This window comes from Acidovorax delafieldii (assembly GCF_007993815.1).
In the GTDB taxonomy this organism is placed as follows: Bacteria; Pseudomonadota; Gammaproteobacteria; order Burkholderiales; family Burkholderiaceae_C; genus Acidovorax; species Acidovorax delafieldii.
Genome location: NZ_VJWE01000011.1, coordinates 989,865 through 1,013,874, shown reverse-complemented (window position 1 = coordinate 1,013,874; position 24,010 = coordinate 989,865). Strand labels below are relative to the sequence as shown.

Annotated in this window: 24 protein-coding genes; 12 read left to right on the top strand and 12 right to left on the bottom strand. The window is 67.2% G+C overall.

Annotation, left to right across the window (positions count from 1 at the left end; genetic code table 11):
• Positions 1–16: 16 nt before the first annotated feature.
• The gene (locus ATF69_RS07390; protein WP_244303673.1) at positions 17–874 is read left to right on the top strand and encodes a TetR/AcrR family transcriptional regulator; all 858 of its coding nucleotides are present in this window, start codon (positions 17–19) and stop codon (positions 872–874) included.
• A gap of 65 nt (positions 875–939) precedes the next feature.
• Here ATF69_RS07390 and cueR read toward each other — a convergent pair whose 3' ends face one another.
• A complete protein-coding gene (gene cueR / locus ATF69_RS07385) occupies positions 940–1,458 on the bottom strand; it encodes a Cu(I)-responsive transcriptional regulator (protein ID WP_208758700.1) in 519 nt (172 codons plus the stop codon).
• Positions 1,459–1,494: 36 nt separating this feature from the next.
• Positions 1,495–1,701 (bottom strand): heavy-metal-associated domain-containing protein, encoded by a 207-nt coding sequence (locus ATF69_RS07380; protein WP_056742486.1) that lies wholly within the window; start codon positions 1,699–1,701, stop codon positions 1,495–1,497.
• A gap of 167 nt (positions 1,702–1,868) precedes the next feature.
• On the opposite strand from ATF69_RS07380, the gene ATF69_RS07375 reads away from it, so the two are divergent.
• From ATF69_RS07375 to ATF69_RS07365, 3 genes are all read left to right on the top strand, one after another.
• On the top strand, positions 1,869–4,130 hold the full coding sequence (locus tag ATF69_RS07375; protein WP_146870406.1) for a heavy metal translocating P-type ATPase: 2,262 nt from the start codon (positions 1,869–1,871) through the stop codon (positions 4,128–4,130).
• Between the two features lie 118 nt (positions 4,131–4,248).
• The gene (locus ATF69_RS07370; RefSeq protein ID WP_056056943.1) at positions 4,249–5,916 is read left to right on the top strand and encodes a methyl-accepting chemotaxis protein; all 1,668 of its coding nucleotides are present in this window, start codon (positions 4,249–4,251) and stop codon (positions 5,914–5,916) included.
• A gap of 154 nt (positions 5,917–6,070) precedes the next feature.
• The gene (locus ATF69_RS07365; RefSeq protein WP_146870404.1) at positions 6,071–6,658 is read left to right on the top strand and encodes a hemerythrin domain-containing protein; all 588 of its coding nucleotides are present in this window, start codon (positions 6,071–6,073) and stop codon (positions 6,656–6,658) included.
• A gap of 104 nt (positions 6,659–6,762) precedes the next feature.
• On the opposite strand, the gene ATF69_RS07360 is transcribed toward ATF69_RS07365, so the two are convergent.
• Positions 6,763–7,866, bottom strand: coding sequence for an alkene reductase (locus ATF69_RS07360; protein ID WP_099731640.1), 1,104 nt, complete (start codon positions 7,864–7,866; stop codon positions 6,763–6,765).
• Positions 7,867–8,305: 439 nt separating this feature from the next.
• On the opposite strand from ATF69_RS07360, the gene ATF69_RS07350 reads away from it, so the two are divergent.
• Positions 8,306–9,532 (top strand): YbfB/YjiJ family MFS transporter, encoded by a 1,227-nt coding sequence (locus tag ATF69_RS07350; RefSeq protein WP_146870401.1) that lies wholly within the window; start codon positions 8,306–8,308, stop codon positions 9,530–9,532.
• A gap of 165 nt (positions 9,533–9,697) precedes the next feature.
• Here the strand turns inward: ATF69_RS07350 and gstA are convergent, their stop codons facing one another.
• From gstA to ATF69_RS07305, 9 genes are all read right to left on the bottom strand, one after another.
• Positions 9,698–10,306, bottom strand: coding sequence for a glutathione transferase GstA (gstA, locus tag ATF69_RS07345; protein ID WP_056056950.1), 609 nt, complete (start codon positions 10,304–10,306; stop codon positions 9,698–9,700).
• Positions 10,307–10,422: 116 nt separating this feature from the next.
• The gene (locus ATF69_RS07340) at positions 10,423–11,196 is read right to left on the bottom strand and encodes a class II aldolase/adducin family protein (RefSeq protein WP_056742476.1); all 774 of its coding nucleotides are present in this window, start codon (positions 11,194–11,196) and stop codon (positions 10,423–10,425) included.
• A 170-nt stretch (positions 11,197–11,366) separates the two neighbouring features.
• On the bottom strand, positions 11,367–12,086 hold the full coding sequence (locus ATF69_RS07335; RefSeq protein WP_082564840.1) for an Ig domain-containing protein: 720 nt from the start codon (positions 12,084–12,086) through the stop codon (positions 11,367–11,369).
• Complete coding sequence (locus tag ATF69_RS07330) at positions 12,083–13,780, bottom strand: tail fiber domain-containing protein (protein WP_146870399.1); 1,698 nt, start codon at positions 13,778–13,780, stop codon at positions 12,083–12,085. Before ATF69_RS07330 ends, ATF69_RS07335 begins: the two co-directional genes overlap by 4 nt.
• Before the next feature lie 14 nt (positions 13,781–13,794).
• Positions 13,795–15,375 carry a tail fiber domain-containing protein gene (locus ATF69_RS07325; protein ID WP_146870396.1) on the bottom strand — a complete coding sequence of 527 codons (1,581 nt, stop codon included), beginning with the start codon at positions 15,373–15,375 and terminating at the stop codon, positions 13,795–13,797.
• Positions 15,376–15,622: 247 nt separating this feature from the next.
• Positions 15,623–16,078, bottom strand: coding sequence for a carboxymuconolactone decarboxylase family protein (locus ATF69_RS07320; protein ID WP_056742467.1), 456 nt, complete (start codon positions 16,076–16,078; stop codon positions 15,623–15,625).
• A gap of 224 nt (positions 16,079–16,302) precedes the next feature.
• Complete coding sequence (locus tag ATF69_RS07315) at positions 16,303–17,181, bottom strand: RNA polymerase sigma-70 factor (RefSeq protein WP_146870394.1); 879 nt, start codon at positions 17,179–17,181, stop codon at positions 16,303–16,305.
• Between the two features lie 177 nt (positions 17,182–17,358).
• On the bottom strand, positions 17,359–17,625 hold the full coding sequence (locus tag ATF69_RS07310; protein WP_056742462.1) for a YkgJ family cysteine cluster protein: 267 nt from the start codon (positions 17,623–17,625) through the stop codon (positions 17,359–17,361).
• Positions 17,626–17,637: 12 nt separating this feature from the next.
• Positions 17,638–18,234, bottom strand: coding sequence for an NADPH-dependent FMN reductase (locus tag ATF69_RS07305; RefSeq protein WP_056743165.1), 597 nt, complete (start codon positions 18,232–18,234; stop codon positions 17,638–17,640).
• Positions 18,235–18,563: 329 nt separating this feature from the next.
• On the opposite strand from ATF69_RS07305, the gene mnmG reads away from it, so the two are divergent.
• The 7 genes from mnmG to ATF69_RS07270 all read left to right on the top strand — a co-directional run bounded on the left by mnmG (position 18,564) and on the right by ATF69_RS07270 (position 23,969).
• A complete protein-coding gene (mnmG, locus tag ATF69_RS07300) occupies positions 18,564–20,549 on the top strand; it encodes a tRNA uridine-5-carboxymethylaminomethyl(34) synthesis enzyme MnmG (protein WP_146870392.1) in 1,986 nt (661 codons plus the stop codon).
• Between the two features lie 2 nt (positions 20,550–20,551).
• Positions 20,552–21,229, top strand: coding sequence for a 16S rRNA (guanine(527)-N(7))-methyltransferase RsmG (gene rsmG, locus ATF69_RS07295; RefSeq protein ID WP_370539892.1), 678 nt, complete (start codon positions 20,552–20,554; stop codon positions 21,227–21,229).
• Positions 21,230–21,346: 117 nt separating this feature from the next.
• A complete protein-coding gene (locus ATF69_RS07290; RefSeq protein WP_056742455.1) occupies positions 21,347–21,961 on the top strand; it encodes a LysE family transporter in 615 nt (204 codons plus the stop codon).
• Between the two features lie 24 nt (positions 21,962–21,985).
• Positions 21,986–22,798: a ParA family protein gene (locus tag ATF69_RS07285; RefSeq protein ID WP_056742454.1), complete on the top strand. Its 813-nt coding sequence runs from the start codon at positions 21,986–21,988 to the stop codon at positions 22,796–22,798.
• A gap of 34 nt (positions 22,799–22,832) precedes the next feature.
• Complete coding sequence (locus ATF69_RS07280) at positions 22,833–23,375, top strand: RBBP9/YdeN family alpha/beta hydrolase (protein ID WP_146870387.1); 543 nt, start codon at positions 22,833–22,835, stop codon at positions 23,373–23,375.
• On the top strand, positions 23,372–23,647 hold the full coding sequence (locus tag ATF69_RS07275; RefSeq protein WP_146870385.1) for a hypothetical protein: 276 nt from the start codon (positions 23,372–23,374) through the stop codon (positions 23,645–23,647). The genes ATF69_RS07280 and ATF69_RS07275 overlap by 4 nt, the downstream gene beginning before the upstream one ends.
• A 25-nt stretch (positions 23,648–23,672) precedes the next feature.
• The gene (locus tag ATF69_RS07270; protein ID WP_056056978.1) at positions 23,673–23,969 is read left to right on the top strand and encodes a cupin domain-containing protein; all 297 of its coding nucleotides are present in this window, start codon (positions 23,673–23,675) and stop codon (positions 23,967–23,969) included.
• The last annotated feature ends 41 nt before the right edge of the window (positions 23,970–24,010 follow it).

Genomic DNA, 24,010 nt, shown 5'->3' with positions numbered 1-24,010 from the left:
CGAGGAACTGCCATCCATGCCCCACGCCAAAGTGGCACCCCGCCGCCGCAGCGCCACCGCCACCGCCGCAGCCCCGTCTTCGCCATCCACAGCCAAGCGAGCCACGCCGGTCAAAGCGGCCAAGCAGGCCAAGGCCACGCCCGCCCAGGCCGCAGCCGCTTCTCCCTGGCCCCCGGTGTCGCACCGCGAGCGCCAGCGCGAGGCCAAACGCAATGCCGTGCTGCAGGCGGCGGCCCAGCTGTTCAACGAACGCGGCTTTCACGCCACCTCGCTCGACGACATCGCCGCGCGCCTGAACGTGACCAAGCCCACGCTGTATTACTACGTGAAAAACAAGGACGAGATCCTGCTGCAGTGCGTGAGCAAGGGGCTCACGATGATGCTGGAGGGGATTGACGCCTCGCGCGCTGCGGGTGGCAAGGCCATTGACCAGCTCATGACCTGCATGCAGGTGTATGCGCGCATCGTCACCATGGACTTCGGCATGTGCCTGATCCGCGTAGGGGACGAGCAGCTGCCCCCCGAAAGCCGCAAGGAGCTGCGCCGCCTCAAGTCCGCCATCGACCAGGAGTTCCGCCGCCTCGTGGCCGAGGGTGTGGCCGAAGGATCGCTGCAGCCCTGCGACCCGAAGATGACAGCCTTTGTGATTGCCGGCGCCCTGAGCTGGATCGGCCGCTGGTACCAGCCCGATGGCGAATACACGCCCGAGCAGGTGGCGCAGCAGTGCATTGCGACGCTGTGTGATGGGGTGCTGCGGCGGCCTGCGCAGGCCCCGGTTTCAGCCGCGGACACGGGGGCCGCGCCAGCGACCGCACCCCGCCGCAAAACGGCAGTTGGCAAGGTCAAGGCTCCAGCGCGTTTGGGTGGTGCCTGACGGGCCTGCCCACACAGATTTCAAAGAAAAACCGCTCCAAGCGCCAGTCGAACATGCGCAAGTAGCTATTGATTTGATAGCGTTTTGCGCGAGGCTCGGGGTACGTGGTGTTCTGCCTGCCCCGCTGCCAGATCGTCCAGGATGGGGCAGTCCGGCCGGTCGTTGCCTTGGCAGCAGGACACCAGCGTTTGCAGGCTGCGCTGCATGGCCTGCATCTGGGCGATGCGTTCGCTCAGGTCGTCAATATGCTGCTGCGCGATGCGCTTGACCTGGCTGCTGGCGCGGCTGCGGTCGTGCCACAGGCCCAGCAGTTCGGCGATTTCTTCCATCGAAAAGCCCAGGTCGCGGCTGCGGCGGATGAAGTGCAGGGCGTGCACGTCGGCCTCGGTGTACTGGCGGTAGCCGCTGTCGGTGCGCGCCACGCCGTTGATGAGGCCCAGCGATTCGTAGTGCCGCACCATGCGCGCCGAGATGCCTGCGCGCTTGGCAGCGACGCCGATGGGCACAGGCCAGGCGATGGGGCGGGGTGCTGCGGCCTTGGCGCGCGTGGTTGGCGCGGCATCTGGGGAATGGGGCGTGGTCATGGTGTGGCCCTCGCTGGGTGCGTGGTGGCGCGGCGCTCAGGCCGCGACGGTGTAGCCTTCTTCGGCAATGGCGGCGGCCAGGGCTTCGCGGGGGGCGGTGCTGTCCACGTCCACCTTGCCGCTGGCGCGGTCGATGCGCACCTGGGCGTTGGGATCTACCTGCTGCACGGCCTGGGTGACGGCGCGTTCGCAGTGGCCGCAGGTCATGCCCTGCACTTGGAAAGTCGTGGTGGTGGTTGCCATGGGGTGTCCTTGTTGGGTTTGGAAATGTGGCCGTGGATGCGACCGAAGCGAATGTTGAAGCTTGACATCGTGGCAGAGTCAAACACCGCTCAAGACACTCATGATGTGAGGGTTGATCAATATCAATGCTTGACCTTGCCATCACGTCAAGGATCAGCATCCCGGCCATGAACACCATCACCACCCCCCTCAACACCGCGCCCGGGTCTGTGCACTCGCTGGACCTGGGCATTTCTGGCATGACCTGCGCAAGCTGCGTGGGCCGTGTGGAGCGCGCGCTGCGCAAGGTGCCGGGCGTGCAGGAGGCCTCGGTCAATCTGGCGACCGAGTCTGCGCGCATTGCCTTTGTCACGCAGGTAGGCGCTGACGCCGCGGCCATGGAGGCGGTCCTGCGCCGCGCGGTGCGCAATGCGGGCTACGAGCCGCGTGCGGCGGGGCAGGAGGATGCTCCGGAGGACTTGTCGCCCTGGGCCGGCTTTTTACCCGTGGGTATTGGCCTGCTGCTGTCGGCGCCGCTGGTGCTGCCCATGATCGGTGACCTGTTCGGCCAGCACTGGATGCTGCCCGCCTGGGTGCAGTTTGTGCTGGCCACGCCGGTGCAGTTCATCCTGGGGGCACGGTTTTACAAGGCGGGCTGGCATGCGGCCAAGGCGCTGAGCGGCAACATGGACTTGCTGGTGGCGCTGGGCACCAGTGCGGGCTGGGGCCTGTCGATGTGGCTGTGGCTCACGGCGCCCACGGACCACCCGGGGCATGTGCCGCACCTGTACTTCGAGGCGTCGGCCGTGGTGGTCACGCTGGTGCTGCTGGGCAAGTGGCTGGAGGCGCGCGCCAAGCGCCAGACCACGGCGGCCATCCGTGCGCTGCATGCGCTGCGGCCCGATGTGGTGCATTTGCTGACCAAGCAGGGCGAGGTGGATGTGCCGGTGTCTGAGGTGCTGGTGGGCGATCAATTGGTGGTGCGGCCTGGCGAGCGCATCCCCGTCGATGGCACGGTGCACGAGGGCCACACGCAGGTGGACGAATCCATGCTGACCGGTGAGCCCCTGCCGGTGGCGCGCGATGTGGGTGCAGCGCTCACGGGTGGATCGATCAATGGCGATGGCCGCATCGTGATGGCGGTGACGGCCGTGGGCGCCGAGACGGTGCTGGCCCAGATCATCCGGCTGGTGGAAGACGCGCAGGCGGCCAAGGCGCCCATCCAGCGGCTGGTGGACCAGGTGTCGGCTATTTTTGTGCCGGTGGTGCTGGTGGTGGCGCTGGTGACCCTGGCGGGCTGGCTGGCCATGGGCGCGGGGCTGGAGGCGGCGCTGATCCACGCCGTGGCCGTGATGGTGATTGCCTGCCCCTGTGCGCTGGGGCTGGCCACGCCCGCGGCCATCATGGCGGGTACGGGCGTGGCGGCCAAACACGGCATCCTGATCAAGGACGTGCAGGCGCTGGAGCTGGCGCACAAGGTGGACACGGTGGCCTTTGACAAGACCGGCACGCTGACCGTGGGCCAGCCCCGGCTCACGGCGTTTGAGGTGGTGCCGGGTCTGGACGATACGGCGGTGATGGCGGCCGTGGCCGCAGTGCAAAGCGGTAGCGAACACCCCCTGGCGCGCGCGGTGGTGGCGGCTGCGGGCGAGCGGCAGATCCACGTGGCCACCGCGCAGGACGTGCGCGCCGTGCCCGGGCGCGGCACCGAGGGCGAGGTGGACGGCCAGAGCTACTTGGTGGGCAGCCTGCGCTGGATGCAGGAGCTGGGGGTGGGCCTGGGCCCGTTGTCAGACCGCGCGGAGGCATTGCAACGGGAAGGCGCCACGGTGTCCGCCGTGGCCCAGCGGGTCACAGAAGGGTTGGCGCTGCGGGCATTGATGGCCTTTGGCGACGAGCCCAAACCGGGTGCGCGCGAAGCTTTGGCGGCGCTGAAGGCGCGGGGCATCCGCACGGTGATGGTGTCGGGCGACAACCGGGGCGCGGCCGAGGCCATGGCCCGGCGCCTGGGGCTGGACCCGGCCGCGGGCGAGGTGATGGCCGAGGTGCTGCCGGGCGACAAGGCGGCCAAGGTGGCTGCGTTGCAACAGGGCACCGATGGCAAGCACCATCATGTGGCGATGGTGGGCGACGGCGTTAACGATGCCCCCGCGCTGGCGGCGGCCGATGTGGGCATGGCCATGGGCAACGGGACTGATGTGGCCATGCACGCAGCGGGCATCACGCTGATGCGCGGCGACCCGATGCTGGTGGCGGCGGCACTGGATATTTCGCACCGCACGGTGATGAAGATCCGCCAGAACCTGTTCTGGGCATTTGCATACAACGTGGCGGGCATTCCGCTGGCGGCGCTGGGCTACCTGAACCCGGTGGTGGCGGGCGCGGCCATGGCGCTCAGCTCGGTCAGCGTGATGGCGAATGCCCTCCTACTCAAGCGGTGGCGCATGTGATAAATACGTACAGCACGGTCATCGATGTCTGGCAAACTGCAACGATTTGTTGCGAATCCGTCGCCTCGGGGGAGGTGCGGCGACCGCATTGGCATAGCTATATCAAGGACGACAGATCATGAATCTCTTCTCGCTCATGCGGCAGTTCACCATACGTTTGCGCATGCTGGGTGCCATTGGCGTGGTGCTGGGCCTGCTGGGGCTGCTGGGGGGCGCGGGCATGCTGGGCATGTTCCGCATCCACAACATGAGCCAGGACTTCATGGACCACTCGTTCGCCGAGGTGGGTTACATGGCCGAGCTGCGGGGCGAAATGGGTGCCATCCGCCAGTTCGAGAAGGACATGATCATTGGCTACGAGAAGCCCGAAGCCGTGAAGGCCGCGTATGCCAAGTGGGTGGAGAGCCAGGACAAGGCCAAGAAGATTGCCAACAAGTTCCTGGAAGGCGAGGAGGACTCTGACAACCCGGTGGTGCGCAACATCGTCAAGCGCCTGGACAGCTACCGCGAGCTGTTTGCGCACGTGGCGCGCCAGCTGGAGGCAGGTGGCTATGACACCGCCACCATTGCCAACCGCATGAGCGGCAAGGCCGTGGCGGAGTTTGCCGAGGCCGACAAGCTGATGGCCGAGCTGGACTCGGTGCTGCGCGCGGAGGTGGCCAAGTCGGTGGCGCAGCAAAGCGAAGTGTCCAACCAGACCAAGTGGCTGTTTGTGCTGGCGGTGCTGATCACCGTGGTGGTGGTGGTGCCCACCACGCTGATGAACATGAACTCCATTTGCAAGCCGCTGGAAGACGCACGCAAGATGGCCCAGGCGATTGCGGGCGGCGACCTGTCGCAGCACATTGCTGCCGAGGGCAAGGACGAAGTGGCCGATTTGCAGCGCGCGCTGCGCGACATGCAGCAGGGCCTGAGTGCGCTGGTGGCGCAGGTGCGGGATGCCAGCGGCAACATCGCCACGGCCAGCCAGGAGATCGCCACGGGCAACCAGGACCTGTCGCAGCGCACCGAGCAGACGGCCAGCAACGCGCAGGAGGCCGTGTCCTCGCTGTCGCAGCTCACGTCCACGGTGCAGCAGACGGCATCGTCGTCGCAGATGGCAAACCAGCTGGCCGCGTCGGCCTCGCAGATGGCCACACACGGTGGCGGCGTGGTGCAGCAGGCCGTGGCCAGCATGCATGAGATTTCGACATCGAGCCGCAAGATCGGCGACATCATCGGCCTGATCGACTCCATTGCCTTCCAGACCAACATCCTGGCGCTGAACGCGGCCGTGGAAGCTGCCCGTGCAGGCGAGCAGGGCCGGGGCTTTGCCGTGGTGGCCAGCGAGGTGCGCAGCCTGGCGCAGCGCAGCGCAGCGGCGGCCAGCGACATCAAGGGCCTGATCCAGAGCAGCGTGACGGCCGTGGACGGCGGCGTGCGCCATGTGGAAGAAGCCGGTACGGCCATGAAGGACATCGTGAGCAGCGTGCAGCGCGTGGGCGACATCATTGGCGAGATCACGGCGGCTGCGTCCGAGCAGTCGGCTGGCATCGGCCAGGTGAACAGTTCGGTGGGCGAGATCGACCGCATGACGCAGCAGAACGCGGCGCTGGTGGAGGAATCCGCCGCAGCCGCCGAGTCGCTGCGCGAGCAGGCCGCGCGCCTGTCGCATGTGGTGCAGCAGTTCCGCCTGGCCGAATCTGCAGCCGGCTACGGCCACGGCGGTGCGGTGGCCGCACCGTATGCAGGGCATCAAACCCAGGCGCTGGCAACAGGCGCCGCGCAGGCGCGCCTGACGCACTGACCGCACCAGGCCTTTTCTTCCGATGAGCCCCGCAGGCTTGGTCTGCGGGGCTTTTTTGTGGGCAGAGCTGCCCGGCGGTTTATTGACCTGCGTCATGGGCGCACCCGTGCACGCGTGGCACCCTTGGGGCCTTGTTGAACCTGGGGAGTGCGCCATGCCGTCGATCAGTCTGCGAACCATTCGCGAGGAGCATGCGTCGCTCGCGGCGGTGCTGCACTCGCTGCGCCTGATGCTGGACCAGGGCCCGGGCGACGAGCCCGCCGCGTTCTTTGACGTGATGCGGGCCATGCTGTTCTACATCGACGAGTTTCCCGAGCGCCAGCACCACCCCAAGGAGTCGCAGTGGCTGTTCCCCAAGGTGGCTGAGCGCTCACCCCAGGCGGCCGAGGCCATCGCCCAGCTGGAGCGTGACCACGAGGGCGGCGAGGCTGCGGTGCGCGAACTGCAGCACCTGCTGCTGGGCTGGGAGCTGATGGGCGACGCGCGCCGCGAGGCGTTTGCGCTGGCGCTGGAGCGCTACATCCGCTTTTATCTGGAGCACATGCGCCTGGAAGAAACCGTGGTGCTGCCCGCCGCGCAGGAGGCCCTGCAGCCGGGCGACTGGACCGCCATCGACGCGGCCTTTGCCAGCAACACCAACCCGCTGGCCCCGGGCAAGCCGCGCGACGCGGCCTATGACCGGCTCTTCACCCGCATCGTCATGCGGGCGCCCAGTCCGATCGGGCTCGGCTCACCCTCCTGAGCGACTGCGCCGTTTGGTGCTGACTGCGGCAGGCGACTGCTGGCTCGTGCAGCGCCAGCTGCAACCGGTGCGGCCCCATGGGGCCGTTCCGGCGCGGTGCGGACTCAGGCGCTGAGCGCCGGGTAGTCCGTGTACCCCTCGGCCCCGCCGCCGTACAGCGTGGCGCGGTTCACCTCGTTGAGCGGTGCGTTGGCTTTCAGGCGCGCTACCAGGTCGGGGTTGGCGATGAAGGGGCGGCCAAAGGCCACGATGTCGGCGCCCTTGGCCAGGGCGGCATCGGCCAGCTCGCGGGTGTAGGCGTTGTTGACCATCCACGCACCCTTGCCGCCCGCTGCACGGTAGGCGGCCTTGAGCGCGGCGTAGTCGAAGGGGCGGCCTTCCACCTCGCGCGGGCCGCCGGTGGCGCCTTCGATGACGTGGATGTAGGCCAGGCCCAGCGGGCCCAGGTGGCGCACCACGTGGTCGAACAGCGGCTGCGGATCGGCGTCCACGATGTCGTTGGCGGGCGTGACGGGCGACAGGCGGATGCCGGTGCGGCCACCGCCGATTTCCTCAACGATGGCGCGGGTCACTTCGAGCAGCAGACGGGCGCGGTTGGCGATGCTGCCGCCGTAGTCGTCGGTGCGCTGGTTGGCACCGGTCTTGAGGAACTGGTCGATCAGATAACCGTTGGCCGCGTGGATTTCCACACCGTCAAAACCTGACGCAATGGCGTTGCGCGCGGCGTGGCGGTAGTCCTGCACGATGCCGGGGATCTCTTCGGCATCGAGTGCGCGGGGCATGGAGGTGGGGGTAAAGGTGGGCACGCCGTCTTTGATGAGCACGGTCTTGGTGTTGGCCTGCACGGCCGAGGGTGCGACGGGGGCGGCGTTGCCGGGTTGCAAGTCGGTGTGCGAGACGCGGCCCACATGCCACAGCTGCACCACGATCTTGCCGCCGGCATCGTGCACGGCGCGGGTCACCTTCTTCCAGCCGTCCAGCTGCTCGGTGCCGTACAGGCCGGGCACATCGGCATAGCCCTGGGCTTGCGGGCTGATGGCTGTGGCCTCGGAAATGATGAGACCGGCACTGGCGCGCTGCGCGTAGTAGGTGGCGACCAGGTCGGTCGGGATGGCCTCGGGCGAGCGGTTGCGCGTGAGCGGCGCCATGGCAATGCGGTTGGCCAGCTGTAGGTCGCCCGCGCGGGTGGGTTCAAACAATGAGGTCATGGTGAGTGGTCCTGAAAAGCTCAGTGCAAAAAAAGCAGCAAAGAGCCTGTTGACGATCTCCCAGGGGTCGCGCAGCGGTCTTTGCGGGAGGGGATGCAAGGCGCGGTGCGCAGTGGATAGCCCCGCTATCCACAAGCGCCGCAACGCCGCAGACCGCCCGCAAAGGCCACTGCCCGAAGGGTTGGAGCGAAATCGGGTGATTGGACGCCCCAGCTGCTTGCATGGGCATGAGCCCATGCGGCGCATCCGAAGCATCCACTCATCCCGATTGCGCTCCAACGCGATCCCCTGCGAGATCGCCAACAGGCTCTTGGAGCTTAATGCTGCAGCGCAAAACGTGCAGCGCACTGGCGTCAACAAGGGCACCGGTTTTGTGTTAGCCCCGTGCTGTCCAGGCGGCGCAAGCGGCGCGGGTGCTGTTGCATGAGAATGGACCGCCATGCCTTCGCCACCGCCCTTCGCACCGCTTTCCATCTCCCCGTTGCGCAGCCTGTGGCTCGCCGTGGCCTTGTCGATGGGCGCCGCCATCTCGCTGGGCATCACGCGGTTTGCCTATGCCCTGTTGCTGCCGCCCATGCGCGAAGACCTGGGCTGGTCGTACACGCTGGCCGGGGGCATGAACACGGCGAACGCGCTGGGCTATCTGTTGGGCGCTCTGGCCACGCCCTGGCTGTTGCGGCGCGCGGCCCCGGGCGCAGTGCTGGTGGCAGGTGCGGTGATGGCCACGGTGTTCATGGGTCTGAGCGGCTTTTTCACGCAGGCGGCACCCCTCCTGGTGCAGCGCCTGCTGGCCGGTGGGGCCAGTGCGCTGGTGTTCATTGCCGGGGGGCTGCTGGCGGCGCGGCTGGGTGCCCAGGTGCCGGGGCGCAGCGGTTTGCTGCTGGGCCTGTACTACGGCGGCACGGGCTGGGGCATCAGCCTGTCGGCTTTGCTGGTGCCAGCCGTGCTGGGTGTGGCGCCCGCGCCGCATGGCTGGACCTGGGCCTGGTGGGCCTTGGCGCTGGCCTGTGTGGCGGCCACGGTGGCATTGCTGTGGCCGGCGCGGGTGTTGAACGGGCTGGCTGCACCCGTGGCCGCCGCATCCGGAACCCCACCGGAGGCTGCAGTGCCCGACCGCGTGCGCTGGCGGGCCCTGGCCCCTGCGCTGCTGGGTTACGGCCTGTTTGGCGTGGGCTATATCGGCTACATGACCTTTGTGGTGGCGCTGCTGCGCGAGCAGGGCCGGGGTGCGGGCGAGGTGACGTTGTTCTACGCCTTGCTGGGGCTGGCCGTAGTGCTGTCTTCACGCATCTGGGCCGGGCTACTGGACCGCAGCCGTGGCGGAGAGGCACTGGCGCGGCTCAATGCGCTGCTGGGCGTGGCCACCATCCTGCCCGCCGTCACGGGCGCGTGGCCGGTGGTGCTGGCCTCGGGGCTGCTGTTTGGCGGGGTGTTCCTGTCGGTGGTGGCATCGACCACGGCGCTGGTGCGGCACAACCTGCCGCAGGCGCTGTGGGCCAGCGGCATCAGCGCGTTCACCATCGTGTTTGCGGCGGGGCAGATCGTGGGGCCCACGGTGGTAGGCTGGATTGCCGATGGCCCTGGAGGCCTGGCGCGCGGGCTGGTGTTCTCGGCCTGCGCGCTGTGGGTGGGGGCGCTGGTAGCGTGGCGGCAGAAGCCGCTGTAGCACAACTGGAGTTTTGCCCGCGCGTCGAGCTACGTGCTCCCAATCGATACTGGCGGGGCCTAGGCCAGGAACGCCGAGCAAGGGCCGTCCCGCAGCGAGGGCGTTGTCCCCCTGCCCGCGTAGCGAGAGCGGGGGGAAGGCGCGCAGCGCCTCAGGGGGGTGTCCCTATTTCAGCAGGCCTTCGGCCTTCATCGCGGCTTGCACTGCGGGGCGGGCACCCACGCGTTCACGGTAGGCCGCCAGGTTGGCCAGGCCGGAGATGTCGAGCTTGGTGGGCTGGGTCCAGTTGGTCACGGTGAACAGGTAGCCGTCGGCCACGGTGAACTGGTCGCCCATCAGGTACTGCTTGCCGGCGAGCTGGCCATCCACCCACTGCAGGCGTTGCAGCAGGCGCTCGCGCACCATGGGCTTGTACTCCTCGGGGGTGGCGGGGTTGAACAGGGGGCTGAAGCCCTTGTGCAGCTCGGTGCCGATGAAGGTCAGCCACTCTTGCAGGCGGTAGCGCGCCAGGGTGCCGTTGGCGGGGGCGAGTTGCTTGTCGGGCACCTGGTCGGCGATGTATTGCACGATGGCCGGGCCTTCGCGCAGGCGCTCGCCGTTGTCCAGCTCCAGCACGGGCACGTAGCCCAGCGCATTGATGGTGTAGTAGTCGGTGCCGTCCTGCAGCTTGTGGCTCTTGGTGCTGGCCAGCACGGGGGTGTAGGCCAAGCCGGCCTCTTGCAAGGCGATGTGGGGGGACAGGGAGCAGGCGCCGGGGGAGTAGTAAAGCTTCATGGATCGGTCCTTGAAAACGGTCGGAAACCGCCGATCCTATGCGCTGTGCCGGATTCTTGCAGGCGCCGGGGCGCAACCCCGGCGCCTGCTGCGTGGTGCAGCGGGGAGGGGTCGCGTCAGCTGTCGTATCCAGGCAGGTCGCGCTGCACCTTGCGCAGCAGCGCGGGCCAGGCAAAGGCGCCGCCCAGGCCGCCGGTCTGCACGCGCATGGCCTGGGCCACGCCGCTCACGATCTGCGGGTTCACCTGCGTCAGTTCGCCGCCGGCCTGCGCGTCGATCTGGATGCGGCAGGTGTTCTCGAAGGTGTACATGGACAGGAAGGCGTCGGCAATGGTCTTGCCCACGGTGAGCAGCCCGTGGTTGCGCAGCATGAGGAAGTTGGCTTCGCCCAGGTCGGCCTGCAGGCGCGGCTTTTCTTCGTCGCGGAAGGCCACGCCTTCGTACTCGTGGTACGCCAGCGAGCCCAGCACAAAGGTGCTTTGCTGGCTGATGGGCAGCACGCCGCCCTTTTGCGCGCTCACGGCCACGCCGGCGCGCGTGTGGGTGTGCAGCACGCAGCCCGCCTCGGGCCGGGCCTCGTGCACGGCGCTGTGGATCACGAACCCGGCAGGGTTCACAGGGAAGGGCGAGTCGTGCAGCTTGTTGCACAACATGTCCACCTTGATCAGGCTCGACGCCGTGATCTCGTCGAACATGAGGCCATAGGGGTTGATCAGGAAGTGGTGCTCGCCAGGGCCTGACACCGACTCGGGCAGCTTGGCGCTGATGTGGGTGAAGACCAGGTCGCTCCAGCCGTACAGCGCGACGAGCCGGTAGCACGCGGCCAGGTCGCAGCGCAGCTGCCATTCTTCAGGGCTGACGCTGCCTTGCAGCGAGGGGATGTTGAGCATGGGTGGTGTCTCCGCTTTTTGTAGAGGTGGGAAACGCCACTGTAGGGCGGTCTTGCCCGAGGGTCTGTCAGGCAGGCTACACCTGACGCACAACGGACGGAATGGTCGCCCCTGTGGTCCAGGAGCAGCCACACTGCAGTCTGACCGCCTGTGCGTTCAGCGTCAGCGCGTCAGTACTGCTGACGCTGCCGAAGTTGCCGCCGCCCGAGCCAGCCCAGTCCCAGCGCCGCCAGAGCCAGCATCCAGGGCTCATTGACAGGAATCCCCGTGGCTAGGGCCGTCACATTGATGTTCAGCGTGATGACCGAGGACAGGCCATTGGCATCTGTGACCTGGATGACCAGCACGTAGCTGCCGGGAGCCGTGGGTGTGCCGACCAGCATGCCGCTGGCGCTGAGCGACATGCCTGGTGGCAGCGTGCCCGAGTTGATGGCAAAGGTGTAGGGACCTGTGCCGCCAGTCACCTGTATCTGTCCGCTGTAGGGAATGTTGACAAGGAGTGCGGGGGGCGGGGTGATGACCAGCGTGCTGGTCACGGCGCCCGTGCCTGTCAGGTCCAGTTCGCGGCCCAGGAAGTCGGACACCGTGATGGTGAAGCTGTAGGCCGCTGCGGTAGTAGGGGTTCCCGTGAGGGCGCCACTGGCCGACAGGCTCAGGCCGACGGGTAGCACACCGGTGCTGACCAGGAACTGGTACGGCGCCACACCATTGCTGCCCACGAAGGTCACGCTATAAGGCACACCCTGCACCGGGACGGGAATGGAGGAGGGCGTGACGTTGATGCTCTGGGCTGCGGCGGTAGCGCTCCACAGCAAGAGGCCTGCGGTCCCTGCTCCTGCCAGGAGTTGTCGGCACCAGGTGGCCGCAGCCCGGGCTGCGCGGGCCATCATTGCGCACCTCCGCGCTTGCGTTGGAGCTGCCGTTCCAGGACTGAGAGGCGTTCCGCCAAGGCCAGGAGTTCCTCATCCTTGGCAGCCAGCTTCTGGTGCAAAGCCTGGACTGTCGCGGCGGCCAGACCCGCGACATCGCTGGGTGCAAGCGTCTGCGGGCTAGCGCCCAGCTGGAAGCGGTGGTGCACGTCTTCGGCCATGGGGCCCAGGTGCAGGCTGGCGTTGAGGTCGCTCAGGTAGCGCCAGGCATACAGCGGCAGCTGCGCCACCTCGCCCAGAATGACATGGACCGGCGCCGCTGTGATGTCGTGCTTGAGCGTGCGGCTGGAGCCCTGGCTGAGCGTACCGGCGATCACCAGGCCGCCGCTCGACTGTACCGACAACGCGTTGCTGCCGCTGCCGCTCGGTGCCAGGCTGACACTGGACGTAGTGGTGTGCTGGGTCCAGTACGCTGTGCCCGTGCCATGCGCCAGGCGCGCTGCGATGGAGCCGTTGTTCTGTAACTCCATCTGCACGCGCGTGGCGGGGGCCGCCGCGCTGTTGTCAATCAGCAAGGTGCCGGTGCCGTCGCTTCGGCGCAGGTTCAGCGACGCCACGGGGCGGGGAGTCCCCAGGCCGACGTTGCCGCTGCCGGCGATGTCAAGGCTGGAGTGCGGTGCCCCAGGCCGGATGCGCAGGGGCAGGCGCGAGCCGCCCGTGACGTCGCGCACGAAGAAATTGGCCTCGTTGCCGGCAATGTCCCAGGTCTGGGCTGTGAAGCCGCTGGTGTTGCTTTGCTCGAGCCGTACCCCTGGGGTATCGGTGGTCAGCATGTGCAGGTCCAGCGCGGGCACGGCCGTTCGGATGCCCACGCGCCCCTGTGGGCTCACGTGAAGACTGTGTGCCGGTGCGCCGGCCATCCAGCGTGCGGGAAGTTTGGCGCCCGTGGCATCCTCGATGGCCATGTAGCTGGCCCCACCACTGGAGGTGTCATTGGCGACCAGGGTCCATCTGTTGTTGGGAAATGGCGTGAGCCGGGTGTCCCAGAAACCGATGCGGGTGTTGTTCTCCTTCAGCCGCAGGGTGTCATCGCCAAAAACCTCGTTGTTGACGCAGTCGAGTCCTGTGCAGACGCTGCCCTGGACGATGTGGTCGTCGGCGACCACTTGGTCCTTGGTGGTCATGCGCGTGCTGGCCCGGATGGCGGCAGGTGCCGTGGTGGTGCTGTCGGCCGCACCGACCTCGCCACGCGGCGGTGCCTGAGGCGGCAGCACGAAAGAGCCACCGGCCACGGTCACGTAGCCGCTGAACTGGGCACCTATGGGGCTGGCTGCGGGCGCTGCTGGAGCTACAGCGGCATCGTCACGCCGCACTGCGTTGGTGGCAGGTGCGAGTGTCAGTTCGTAGACGTAGCGCCCGTCGGGCAGAGGGGTGTCCTGCAGGGAGAACACCAGCGGGCTGCGCAGCACGAAGTCCTGGGGCGTGCCGCCGTCGCGCGCGACGCGCAGCACGGCACGGCCATGGGGCGCGGCGGGTGTCCACTCCAGCCGCTGGGCCAGCAGGCGGACTGTGACAGCGGCGGCGCTGGCGGCGGCCTCCGGTTGTTGTGCCTGCACGTTCTGGCACAGCAGCGACGCTGCGAGTGCCGTGGCCATCATCAGCAGGGCGGCAGTGCGCGGTTTTGGCCGGCTCTGCGAGGGGTTGTGGTGGTGCATGGCTAGCGACCCCTTCAGCGTACGGGCTTGGCGGGGACCGCCATCTGGGCTTCGAGCAGGGAGATGCGGGCCCGGATCGCCGCAATGTCGGCCTCGCGCTCTGTCACCTTGCGAGCCAGTTCCTGCACGGCCCCCAGGGTCACGCCCGCGAGGTCGCCGGGCGCCAGGCTCTTGTCATCCTGGCCGAGCTGGAAGATCTTGCGGAAGTCTTCGGCCATGGGGCCGACGTGGCGTTCCTGTGCGGGGCTCGCGGTGTAGCGCCAGTGGTACAGCGGCAGGCTCAGCACTTTGGCCAGCAGGCTGCTGCCGTTGATGGGCTCGATGCCCGTCTTGAGCGAGCGGCTGGAGCCGGTGCTCAACGTTCCGGTGATGGCCAGGTTGCCGTTGGCCGCCAGCGTGAGCTGGGGGGTACCCGCGCCCTGTGTGGCCAGCGTGAGCGTGGTGCCGGCTGTCATGTCCCAACCGGTGGCCGCTGCCGTGGTGAAGCGCAGCGTGGCCGGGCCGTTGTTGGTCAGGTTCAGCAGGGTGCGCTGTGCGGCTGTGCCGCTGGTTTCCTGGACCAGGACTTGGGCCGTGCCGTCGGTGCGCAACACATGCAGTGCAGCGGCTGGCGACGCAGTGCCCAGGCCGACATTGCCCGATGCCGCGATGTCCAGGCTGCTGGTGGGTGCTCCAGGGCGTATGCGCAGCGGTAGGCGTGAGCCACCTGTGACGTCGCGCACGAAGAAATTGGCCTCGTTGGAAGCGATATCCCAGGTCTGCGCCGTGAAGCCGCCCGCTGAGGACTGCTCCAGGCGGACCCCTGGCGTGTCACCCGTCAGGGCATGTACGTCCAGCACCGGTGTGGCGGTGCGCAAGCCCAGGTCGCCGCCGGAGCTGACGTAGAGGCTGTTGGTGGGGGCCCCGGCACTGACGCTGAAAACCTGGTTGCCAGTGGCCGCATCCTCGATGGCGAGGTAGGAGGCGCCGCCCGAGGCGGCGTCGTTGGCCCGAATGCGCCAGTCGTTGGTGGGGAAGGCGCCGGTGCTGGTGTCCTCAAAATGGATGATGGGGTTGGCGCCCTTGAGCCGCACCGTGTCGAAGCCGAAGGACTCGTTGTTCACGCAGTCGAGCCCGGCGCAGAGGCTGCCCTGCACGATCAGGTCGTCGGCAACAACTTGGTCCTTGGTGGAGAACGTGGCTGCCGCCTTGGTGCGTGGCGCCGGCACGCTGTATTCGGTGCCGCCCACCTGCAACTGACCCTGGGCCACGACAAAGGAGCCTGACACGATGCGCTGGGACAGCGTGGCCTGGGCCAGGGCGGGATCCATGAGCGGAGGCGGGTCCAGGCTCAGTTCATAAAAGTAGCGTCCGTCGGCCAGGCCCGCGCTGCGGGGTTCCAGCACGATGGGCGCGCGCGCGAACGCCAGATCGGTGGTACTGCCGTCGGGGCGCGCCAGCCGCAGCTTGGCCGCACCGTGGGCTGTGTTGGGGGTCCAGGTGATGCGATCGGCCTGGCGGGTGGTGGCGATGGAAGGGGCAGCGCTCTGGGCAGCGCAGGTGGTGGCGATCAGGCTCGCCACCAGGGCCATCGAGGCTCGGTGCAGAAGGTTCATGGCGGTGTTCTCGAAAGCGCGGGCGGAGAAGGGCTACCAGGAGCACCGACACGGTCAGGGTGGCATGTTCGCCGCGTGCTTGCCGTTGGTTACTCGTAGAAACAAATTGAGTCTGAATGACCAGTGCTGATGCGTCAATCGAGAAATGCGCGAGGGTGATTGTTGTTTTTGTGATACATCATGCGGGCGGGTTGGCGGGTGCGTTCTCGCCGAGCGCGCCGCCGCTTTGCCGCCCTGCCGAGCGCGGTCAGGCTGCTCCTGGAATCGGTGCGCGCATGCCCGCGTTCAGCAGGTTCCAGGCGTTGATGATGGCGATGGCAAAGCCCAGGTCGGAAATCTCGGCGTCGGTGAACAGGGCCTTCAGCTTGGCGTACTCGTCATCGCTCGCGTCGCTGTGGGGGGTGGCGGTGATGATCTCTGCCCAGCGAAACGCAGCGCGTTCGCGCTCGCTGAAGAACGGTGCCTCGCGCCAGCCAGCCACAGCGTTGAGGTGGCGCGGATCGGCGCCGTCCTTGACGAGCGCGCTCCAGTGCATGTCCATGCAGTAGGCGCAGCCGTTGATCTGCGAGATGCGCAGGAACACCAGCTCGGCCAGCCGGGTGCCCAGTGGGCCTTTCTTGATGGTTTCAGAGACGTTGACCAGGCCCATGAAGGCCTTGGACGACAGTTGGTGGTAGGGCAGGCGGGCGCTGTGTTGCGACATGGAAAACTCCTGGTGTGAAAGGGTGTTGATAACGGCGGTGAAAGACGGCGCTCGTGTGTAGCCTTGTGGCCTTGCTACCGTATGGCCACACTGCCGTCTTCCATACCCTTCAAGACGCTGCACCGTGCCAGGTTGTGACAGGTGGCCTGCGTTTTTTCTGCCCTGGCGCACTCGCCGGAGCTGCCCGCGTGATGGTCTGCGCAGACGGCGCTATGCCCGTGTCTTTACAGCGGCAGCATGGCCGGGATGCCGGCCAGCTTGTCCGGGTTGCGCACGGCGTAGATGGCCACGATGCGCTCGCCATCGGTCACAAACGCCTGGGCCGACTCGATGCGCCCGTCCACATAGCGCAGCAGGCCCGGCTCGCCGTTGATGAGCGCCATGCGATACACCACCTGCGTGCCCAGGCGCCGGAACACCGCCCAGTACAGGTTGGTGATGCGAAACGGCCCCACCAGCGGCTTGGGAAACGAGGGCACGATGCCACCGCCATCGCCGATGAGCTGGGCGTCTTCGCTCAGCAGCGCCTCGATGGCGTGGCGGTCCCCGCTCTGGGCGGCATTCATGAAGCGTTGCAGCAGCTGGTGGTGCACCGCCTGCGGCACCTCAAAGCGGGTGCGCGCCTGCTGCACGCGCTCGCTGGCGCGGTGCACCATCTGGCGGCAGCTGGCCTCGGTCTTGCCCAGCTGGGCGGCGATCTCGGGGTAGTCGTAGTCGAACACCTGGCGCAGCAAAAAGGCCGCGCGCTCCTCGGGCCCCAGCCGCTCCAGCACATACATGAACGCCACCGACAGCTCGCCCGCCAGTTCCGCCGCCGATTCGGGCGTGTAGGTGTCCAGCTCCACCAGCGGCTCGGGCAGCCACCAGCCCACATAGGCCTCGCGCTCGGCCTTGGCCGCCCGCAGCCGGTCGATGGACAGCCGCGTGACGATGGTCACCAGCCAGGCCTCGGCCGACTGCAGAGTGCTGGCGTCGGTGCGGCTCCAGCGCAGCCAGGCGTCCTGCAGCACATCCTCGGCATCGGCCCGCACGCCCAGCATGCGGTAGGCAATGCCAAAGAGGCGAGGGCGCAGGGTGGTGAAGGGGTCGGTGGTGGTGGTCATGGCAATGGCGGCGGTGGAGTGCTTTCAGTGAAGCACAGACGGCGCACACCTGCAGTTTGTGACAGCCTGGCTTGGAACTATCGTTTTTATAGCTGCTAGTGCATGTGGCACTAGCGCTTGAGTTCACTTTGGGGCTTGAAACGCCTGCAGTGTCCCTCCGTGGCCCCGCGAAACAGACTACGGGCGCGCGGCCGGCTGCGTGAGCGATTCCAGCCGGGACAGGTAGTGCATGGCGTGTGCCTGGCTGCTGCCGCACATCTCGGCAGAGGGCGTCAGCCCCGCGCACACCGCTGGGCGTTCGGGTTGGCCAAAGATGCGGCAGCGCGCATCGTCCGCCAGCTGAATGCACCGCACCCCGGCCGGCTTGCCCAGTGGCATGCCGGGGATGGGCGAGCTGATGGAGGGGGCGGTGCAGCAGGCGCCGCAACCGGGGCGGCAGTCCACGGGCGCGCCGCCTTATTGGCCGCCAGCGGGCTGCAGGCGGCTGGCGCCCCACAGCACCTGGTCCACCACGGCACGCACGCGGTCGCGGTGGGCTGGCTGGACGAGGGCGCCGCTGTCGTCAAACGCGCTGCCTGCCGAGCCCAGGGCAAATGCCTTGGGCGCCAGCCAGCATTCGGCATTGATCAGCAGGGGTGCCAGGTGGCTTTGCGAGCGCAGGCCACCCAGGGCGCCTGGCGAGGCACTCAGCATGCCCACGACCTTGCCGCGAAAACTCTTGCCACCGTCCTGCCAGTCGGGGTTGCCCTTGACGGGGCTGGAGGCCCAGTCGATGGTGTTCTTGAGCAGGGCGGTGTAGCTGCCGTTGTACTCGGGCGAGCAGATGATCCAGGCCGGGTGCTGCCAGAGGATTTCCTTCAGCCGGATCACGTCGGCAGGCGTGCCCTGGGCTTCGAGGTCGGCGTTGTACAGCGGGATGTTGAAGTCCGACAGCTCCATCAGCGTGACGCTGGCCCCTGCATCGCGCGCGATGGCAGCGGTGGCGTGGGCCAGTTTGCGGTTGAAGGATTGCTGGCGGGTGCTGCCCGCGAAGATGAGAAGTTGGGTAGTCATGCGGGCCATTGGAGCACAAAGCCGCGGCAGGAATACTGCAAGCTGCCGCCCTCCGGCGTGTGGGGGCGGGCGTTTGTTTCACGTGAAACACCTGCCCAAGGCCGCAGGCGCTGGTAGCGCTGCGGATGGGTGGCGCTACCGCTGTCACCAGGGCTTTGCACAAAAAGCATGCAAAGGTGGGAAAATCGTGGGTTTCCCCTTGCACCCTTGCCGCCCCGATGGGCTGGTGAATGATGCATCCCGCCGCAGTGCGCCCCCCCCCCGTTGGGCCGTCGCAGGCTGGCGGGCGGTTTTGAATGTCGGGCCCCCCGGGCCCCGGAGCACCCCCCATGTTGTACCCCCAGGAATTTGATGTGATCGTTGTCGGCGGTGGCCATGCAGGCACCGAGGCCGCGCTGGCCGCTGCCCGTATGGGCAGCAAAACGCTGCTGCTGACCCACAACATCGAGACCTTGGGGCAGATGAGCTGCAACCCGAGCATTGGGGGCATCGGCAAGGGCCACCTGGTGAAAGAGGTGGATGCGCTGGGCGGGGCCATGGCGCTGGCCACGGACGAGGGTGGCATCCAGTTCCGCATCCTCAATAGCTCCAAGGGCCCGGCCGTGCGGGCCACGCGCGCCCAGGCCGATCGCATTCTGTACAAGGCCGCCATCCGCCGCATGCTGGAGAACCAGCCCAACCTGTGGCTGTTCCAGCAGGCGGTGGACGACCTGATGGTGGAAGGCGACCGCGTGGTGGGCGCCGTGACGCAGGTGGGCATCCGCTTCCGCAGCCGCACCGTGGTGCTCACGGCGGGCACCTTTCTGGACGGAAAGATCCATGTGGGCCTGAACAACTACGCGGCTGGCCGGGCAGGGGACCCGCCGGCGGTGTCGCTGTCGGCGCGCCTCAAGGAGCTGAAGCTGCCGCAAGGGCGCCTCAAAACCGGCACGCCGCCCCGCATCGACGGGCGCAGCATCGACTTCTCGAAGTGCACCGAACAACCCGGCGACGGCATGCCCGGCGGCGTGAACGAGGGCACGGTGCCTGTGTTCAGCTTCATGGGCAATGCACAAATGCACCCCCAGCAGGTGCCCTGCTGGATCACCCACACCAACGAGCGCACGCACGAGATCATCCGCAGCGGCTTCGACCGCAGCCCCATGTTCACCGGCAAGATTGAGGGCGTGGGCCCGCGCTACTGCCCCAGCGTGGAAGACAAGATCAACCGCTTTGCCGACAAGGACAGCCACCAGATCTTTCTGGAGCCCGAAGGCCTGACCACGCACGAGTTCTACCCCAACGGCATCAGCACCAGCCTGCCGTTCGACATCCAGTACGACCTGGTACGCAGCATGCCGGGGCTGGAGAACGCGCACATCCTGCGCCCCGGCTACGCCATCGAATACGACTACTTCGACCCGCGCTCGCTCAAGAGCAGTTTCGAGACACGCCAGATCCAGGGCCTGTTCTTCGCCGGGCAGATCAACGGCACCACCGGTTATGAAGAGGCGGCGGCCCAGGGGCTGTTCGCAGGCATCAACGCCGCGCTGCAGTGCCGGGGTGACGCGCCCTGGCTGCCTGGCCGCGACGAGGCCTACCTGGGCGTGCTGGTGGACGACCTGATCACCAAGGGCGTGACCGAGCCCTACCGCATGTTCACCAGCCGGGCCGAGTTCCGCCTGCAGCTGCGCGAGGACAATGCGGACATGCGCCTGATGGAAGTGGGGCGCCAGATGGGCCTGGTGGACGATGCGCGCTGGGATGCCTTCAGCCGCAAGCGCGATGCGGTTTCACGTGAAACAGAGCGCTTGAAGGCCACCTGGGTGAACCCGCGCAATCTGCCTGCCGCCGAATCGGAGCGGGTGCTGGGCAAGAGCATCGAGCACGAATACAACCTGTTCGAACTGCTGCGCCGCCCCGATGTGAGCTACGCCAACCTGGTGTCGATGGACGGCGGTAAGTACGTATCGGCCGATGTTTCACGTGAAACCCTGGGTGACCTGAGCGACCCTGTGCTGGAGCAGGTGGAGATTGCCGCCAAGTATGCAGGCTACATCGACCGCCAGAAGGGTGAGGTGGAGCGCGCTGCGCACTTCGAGAAGCTGCGCCTGCCGCCCGATCTGGACTACATGCAGGTCACCGCACTGAGCATCGAGGCGCGTCAGGTGCTCACCCGCCACCGGCCCGAGACCCTGGGCCATGCCTCGCGCATCACGGGCATTACGCCTGCGTCGATCTCGCTGCTGATGGTCCATTTGAAGAAGGGTGGGTTCAAGGAGTTCGCCGTGGCACCCGCCATGCCATCCAAGGCAGAAGGCGAAGTGGCGGCATGACGATGGCGGTGAACAGCAACCACGACAGCCTGCGCCAACAATTGCAAGCCGGGGTCGACGCCCTGGCGCTGGGCCTGAGCGATGCGCAGGTTTCCCTGCTGATGGACTTCCTGGCGCTGCTGCAGAAGTGGAACAAGGTCTACAACCTGACCGCCGTGCGTGACCCGCAGGAGATGATGACGCACCACCTGCTGGACAGCCTGGCCGCCGTGGCGCCGTTGCGGCGGCATGTGGCGGGCCTGCAGCAGGGTGGGGTGGCGGCGGTGAAGCTGCTGGATGTCGGGTCGGGCGGTGGGCTGCCCGGTGTGGTGTTTGCCATCTGCTGCCCGGATGTGGACGTGAGCTGCGTGGACACCGTGGGCAAGAAGGCAGCCTTCATCCAGCAGGCGGCGGTGGCGCTCAAGCTGCGCAACCTGCATGGTGTGCACGCACGGGTCGAGACGCTGAGCACGCCGTTCGATGTCATCAGCTGCCGCGCGTTTGCCTCGTTGCCAGACTTTGTGACCTGGTCGCGCAGCGCACTGGCCGCGCCCCATGGCGTATGGCTGGCCATGAAGGGCAAACATCCCCATGAGGAAATCGCTGCGCTGCCTGGGGATGTGGCAGTGTTTCACGTGGAACAGCTCACGGTGCCGGGTCTGGACGCGGAGCGCTGCATCATTTGGATGAAGCCCGCCTGATGGCTCTGTCCTCAGTGCGCCGACTTTTCGACGGGTGGGGCAGGGGGCTCGCGTAAACTCGGCTCCTCACCCGGGTGCATCTTTCGGTCGCACCCTACCCGCGCACCAGGAGAAACCATGTTCGGCATCGCAGACTACGGCGCCTTTGTCGCCGCCATCGTGTTGTTCCTGCTCATTCCGGGCCCTGGCAATCTGGCGCTCATCACCTCCACCAGCAAGGGCGGTATTCGCGGCGGCATGGCGGCCACCATGGGCGTGATTGCGGGCGACCAGGTGCTGATGTGGGCGGCAGTGGCCGGTGTGGCTGCGTTGCTTGCCACCTACCCCACGGCCTTCCACGCGGTGCAGTGGCTGGGGGCCGCCTATCTGGCGTGGCTGGGTTTCAAGATGGTCACGGCCAAGCCGGGCGCCCAGCCCATCCTGAACATCGAGCCACGCCACTATTTCAAGCAGGCCGGGCTCATCACCTTGCTCAACCCCAAGGCCATCGTTTTCTACATGGCGTTCTTTCCGCTGTTCGTCGATCCTGCGCGCCACCAGGGCATGCTGACCTTTGGCGTGATGGCGGCCACGGTGGCCGCGTTGACGTTTCTCTATGGCCTGACTGCCGTGCTGCTCACGCACCACCTGGCCGAGCGCATGCGCGCCAACCCGCGCATCGGCCGCGTGCTAGAGAAAGTGGCAGGCGTCTTCCTGATCGGCTTTGGCATCAAGCTGGCCATCTCCAAATAACACCACACGAACTGCAGCACCCACATGGCCAAGATCTTTTGCGTTGCCAATCAAAAGGGTGGGGTGGGCAAGACCACCACCACCGTCAACCTCGCCGCCGGCCTGGCCAAGATCGGCCAGCGCGTGCTGATGGTGGACCTGGACCCGCAGGGCAACGCCACCATGGGCTCGGGCGTGGACAAGCGCAGCCTCGACCTCACGGTGTACGACGTGCTGCTCGAATCCGCCTCCGTCAAAGAGGCGGCCGTGCTGTCGGACAAATGTGGCTACTGGGTGCTGGGCGCCAACCGCGAACTGGCCGGGGCCGAGGTGGAACTGGTGGCGCTGGAGCACCGCGAAAAGCGCCTCAAATCTGCGCTGGCCGAGGCCGATGGTGACTATGACTTCGTGCTGATCGACTGCCCTCCGTCGCTGTCGATGCTCACCCTCAACGGCCTGTGCAGTGCCCACGGCGTGATCGTGCCCATGCAGTGCGAATACTTCGCGCTGGAAGGCCTGACCGACCTGGTCAACACCATCAAGCAGGTGCACGCCAACCTCAATGCCGACCTGCAGATCATCGGCCTGCTGCGCGTGATGTTCGACCCGCGCATCACGCTGCAGCAGCAGGTGAGCGACCAGCTCAAGGGCCACTTTGGCGACAAGGTGTTCAACAGCGTGATTCCGCGCAACGTGCGCCTGGCCGAGGCGCCCAGCTATGGCCTGCCCGGTGTGGTGTTTGACCCGGCCGCCAAGGGCAGCCAGGCCTTTGTGGAGTTTGCGCAGGAGATGGTCGAGCGTGTGCAAACCATGCCTCCTGCAGCCTCTTCCATGGCCAAAATGGCCGCAGGCGCTTGAAGATTATGCGGTGGCAGCTATTAATTTGATAGTAATGAAGGCCTCCAACATCCTGCTGCTGCCTGGCTGGCAGAACTCTGGCCCCGACCACTGGCAAAGCCGCTGGGAGGCCGCGCACGGCTACCAGCGCGTGGAGCAGCACGACTGGATGCGCCCGCTGCGCGGCGACTGGTCTGCGCGCCTGGAAGAAACCGTGGCCGATGTGGATGGCCCCGTGGTGCTGGCGGCGCACAGCCTCGGTTGCATCCTCACCGCCTGGTGGGCGGCGCACACCCGCCACGCGGCCAAGGTACGCGGCGCGCTGCTGGTGGCGCCGGGCGATGTGGAGCGGCCCGACCTGGCTGCGCAGATCCACGGCTGGGCGCCCATTGCGCGCCAGCCGCTGCCGTTTCCGGCCGTGCTGGTGGGCAGCCGCAACGACCCGTACTGCAGCTTCGAGCGCGCCGAAGGTCTGGCCCAGGCCTGGGGTGCGCGGTGTGTGGACTATGGCGAGCGCGGGCATATCAATGCCGAATCCGGGCTGGGCGACTGGGATGAGGGGCGCGGCTGGCTGATGCAGCTCGCCACCCCGGCATGAACCGCTGGGCCTTTTGGCGCAAGCGCCCGGATACGGCGGGTGCTGCACAGAGCCAATTACCCACGATGGTGCAGCGTCCTGCGGCGCTCTACTGGCCGCTCGATGCGCTGCAAGTGGTGTTGGCCTGGCTGCTGCCCAGCGGGGCGGTGGTGGTGGGCGCGCTGGGGCAGTTCATGCTGGCCCTGGTGCTGCTGGCCATCGGGTTCGGTGTGTGGCTGCGCCTGTGGCGCAGTCGCAAGCGGCGCCGCGTGGCGAGCCGCTCTGCGCGTTGATGTTTTGAACCCTTGTTGCCGACCCATGACCAAGATCAGCCTGCCCGCCATTGCCGACCAACTGCCCCGCGCCTGGAACTCCACGGTGGTGGGCCAGGCTGCGGGCGCCAACGTCAAGGTGCTGCGCATGGACGACGCGGCCTACCCCGATGAATCGCACGACTTTGACGAAGCCCTGCTGGTGCTGGACGGCTGCATGCGTCTCGCCCTGCAAGGGCAGGTCACCGAGGTGAACGCGGGCGAGGTGTTCATCGTGCCCGCTGGCGTGCCCCACGCCGTGGCGCCCGGCAGCCACGGCACGCTGGTCATCATCGACCGCTGATTCTTTCCCCCTTTCCCTTTTTCCTTTCGCGAGACGCATTT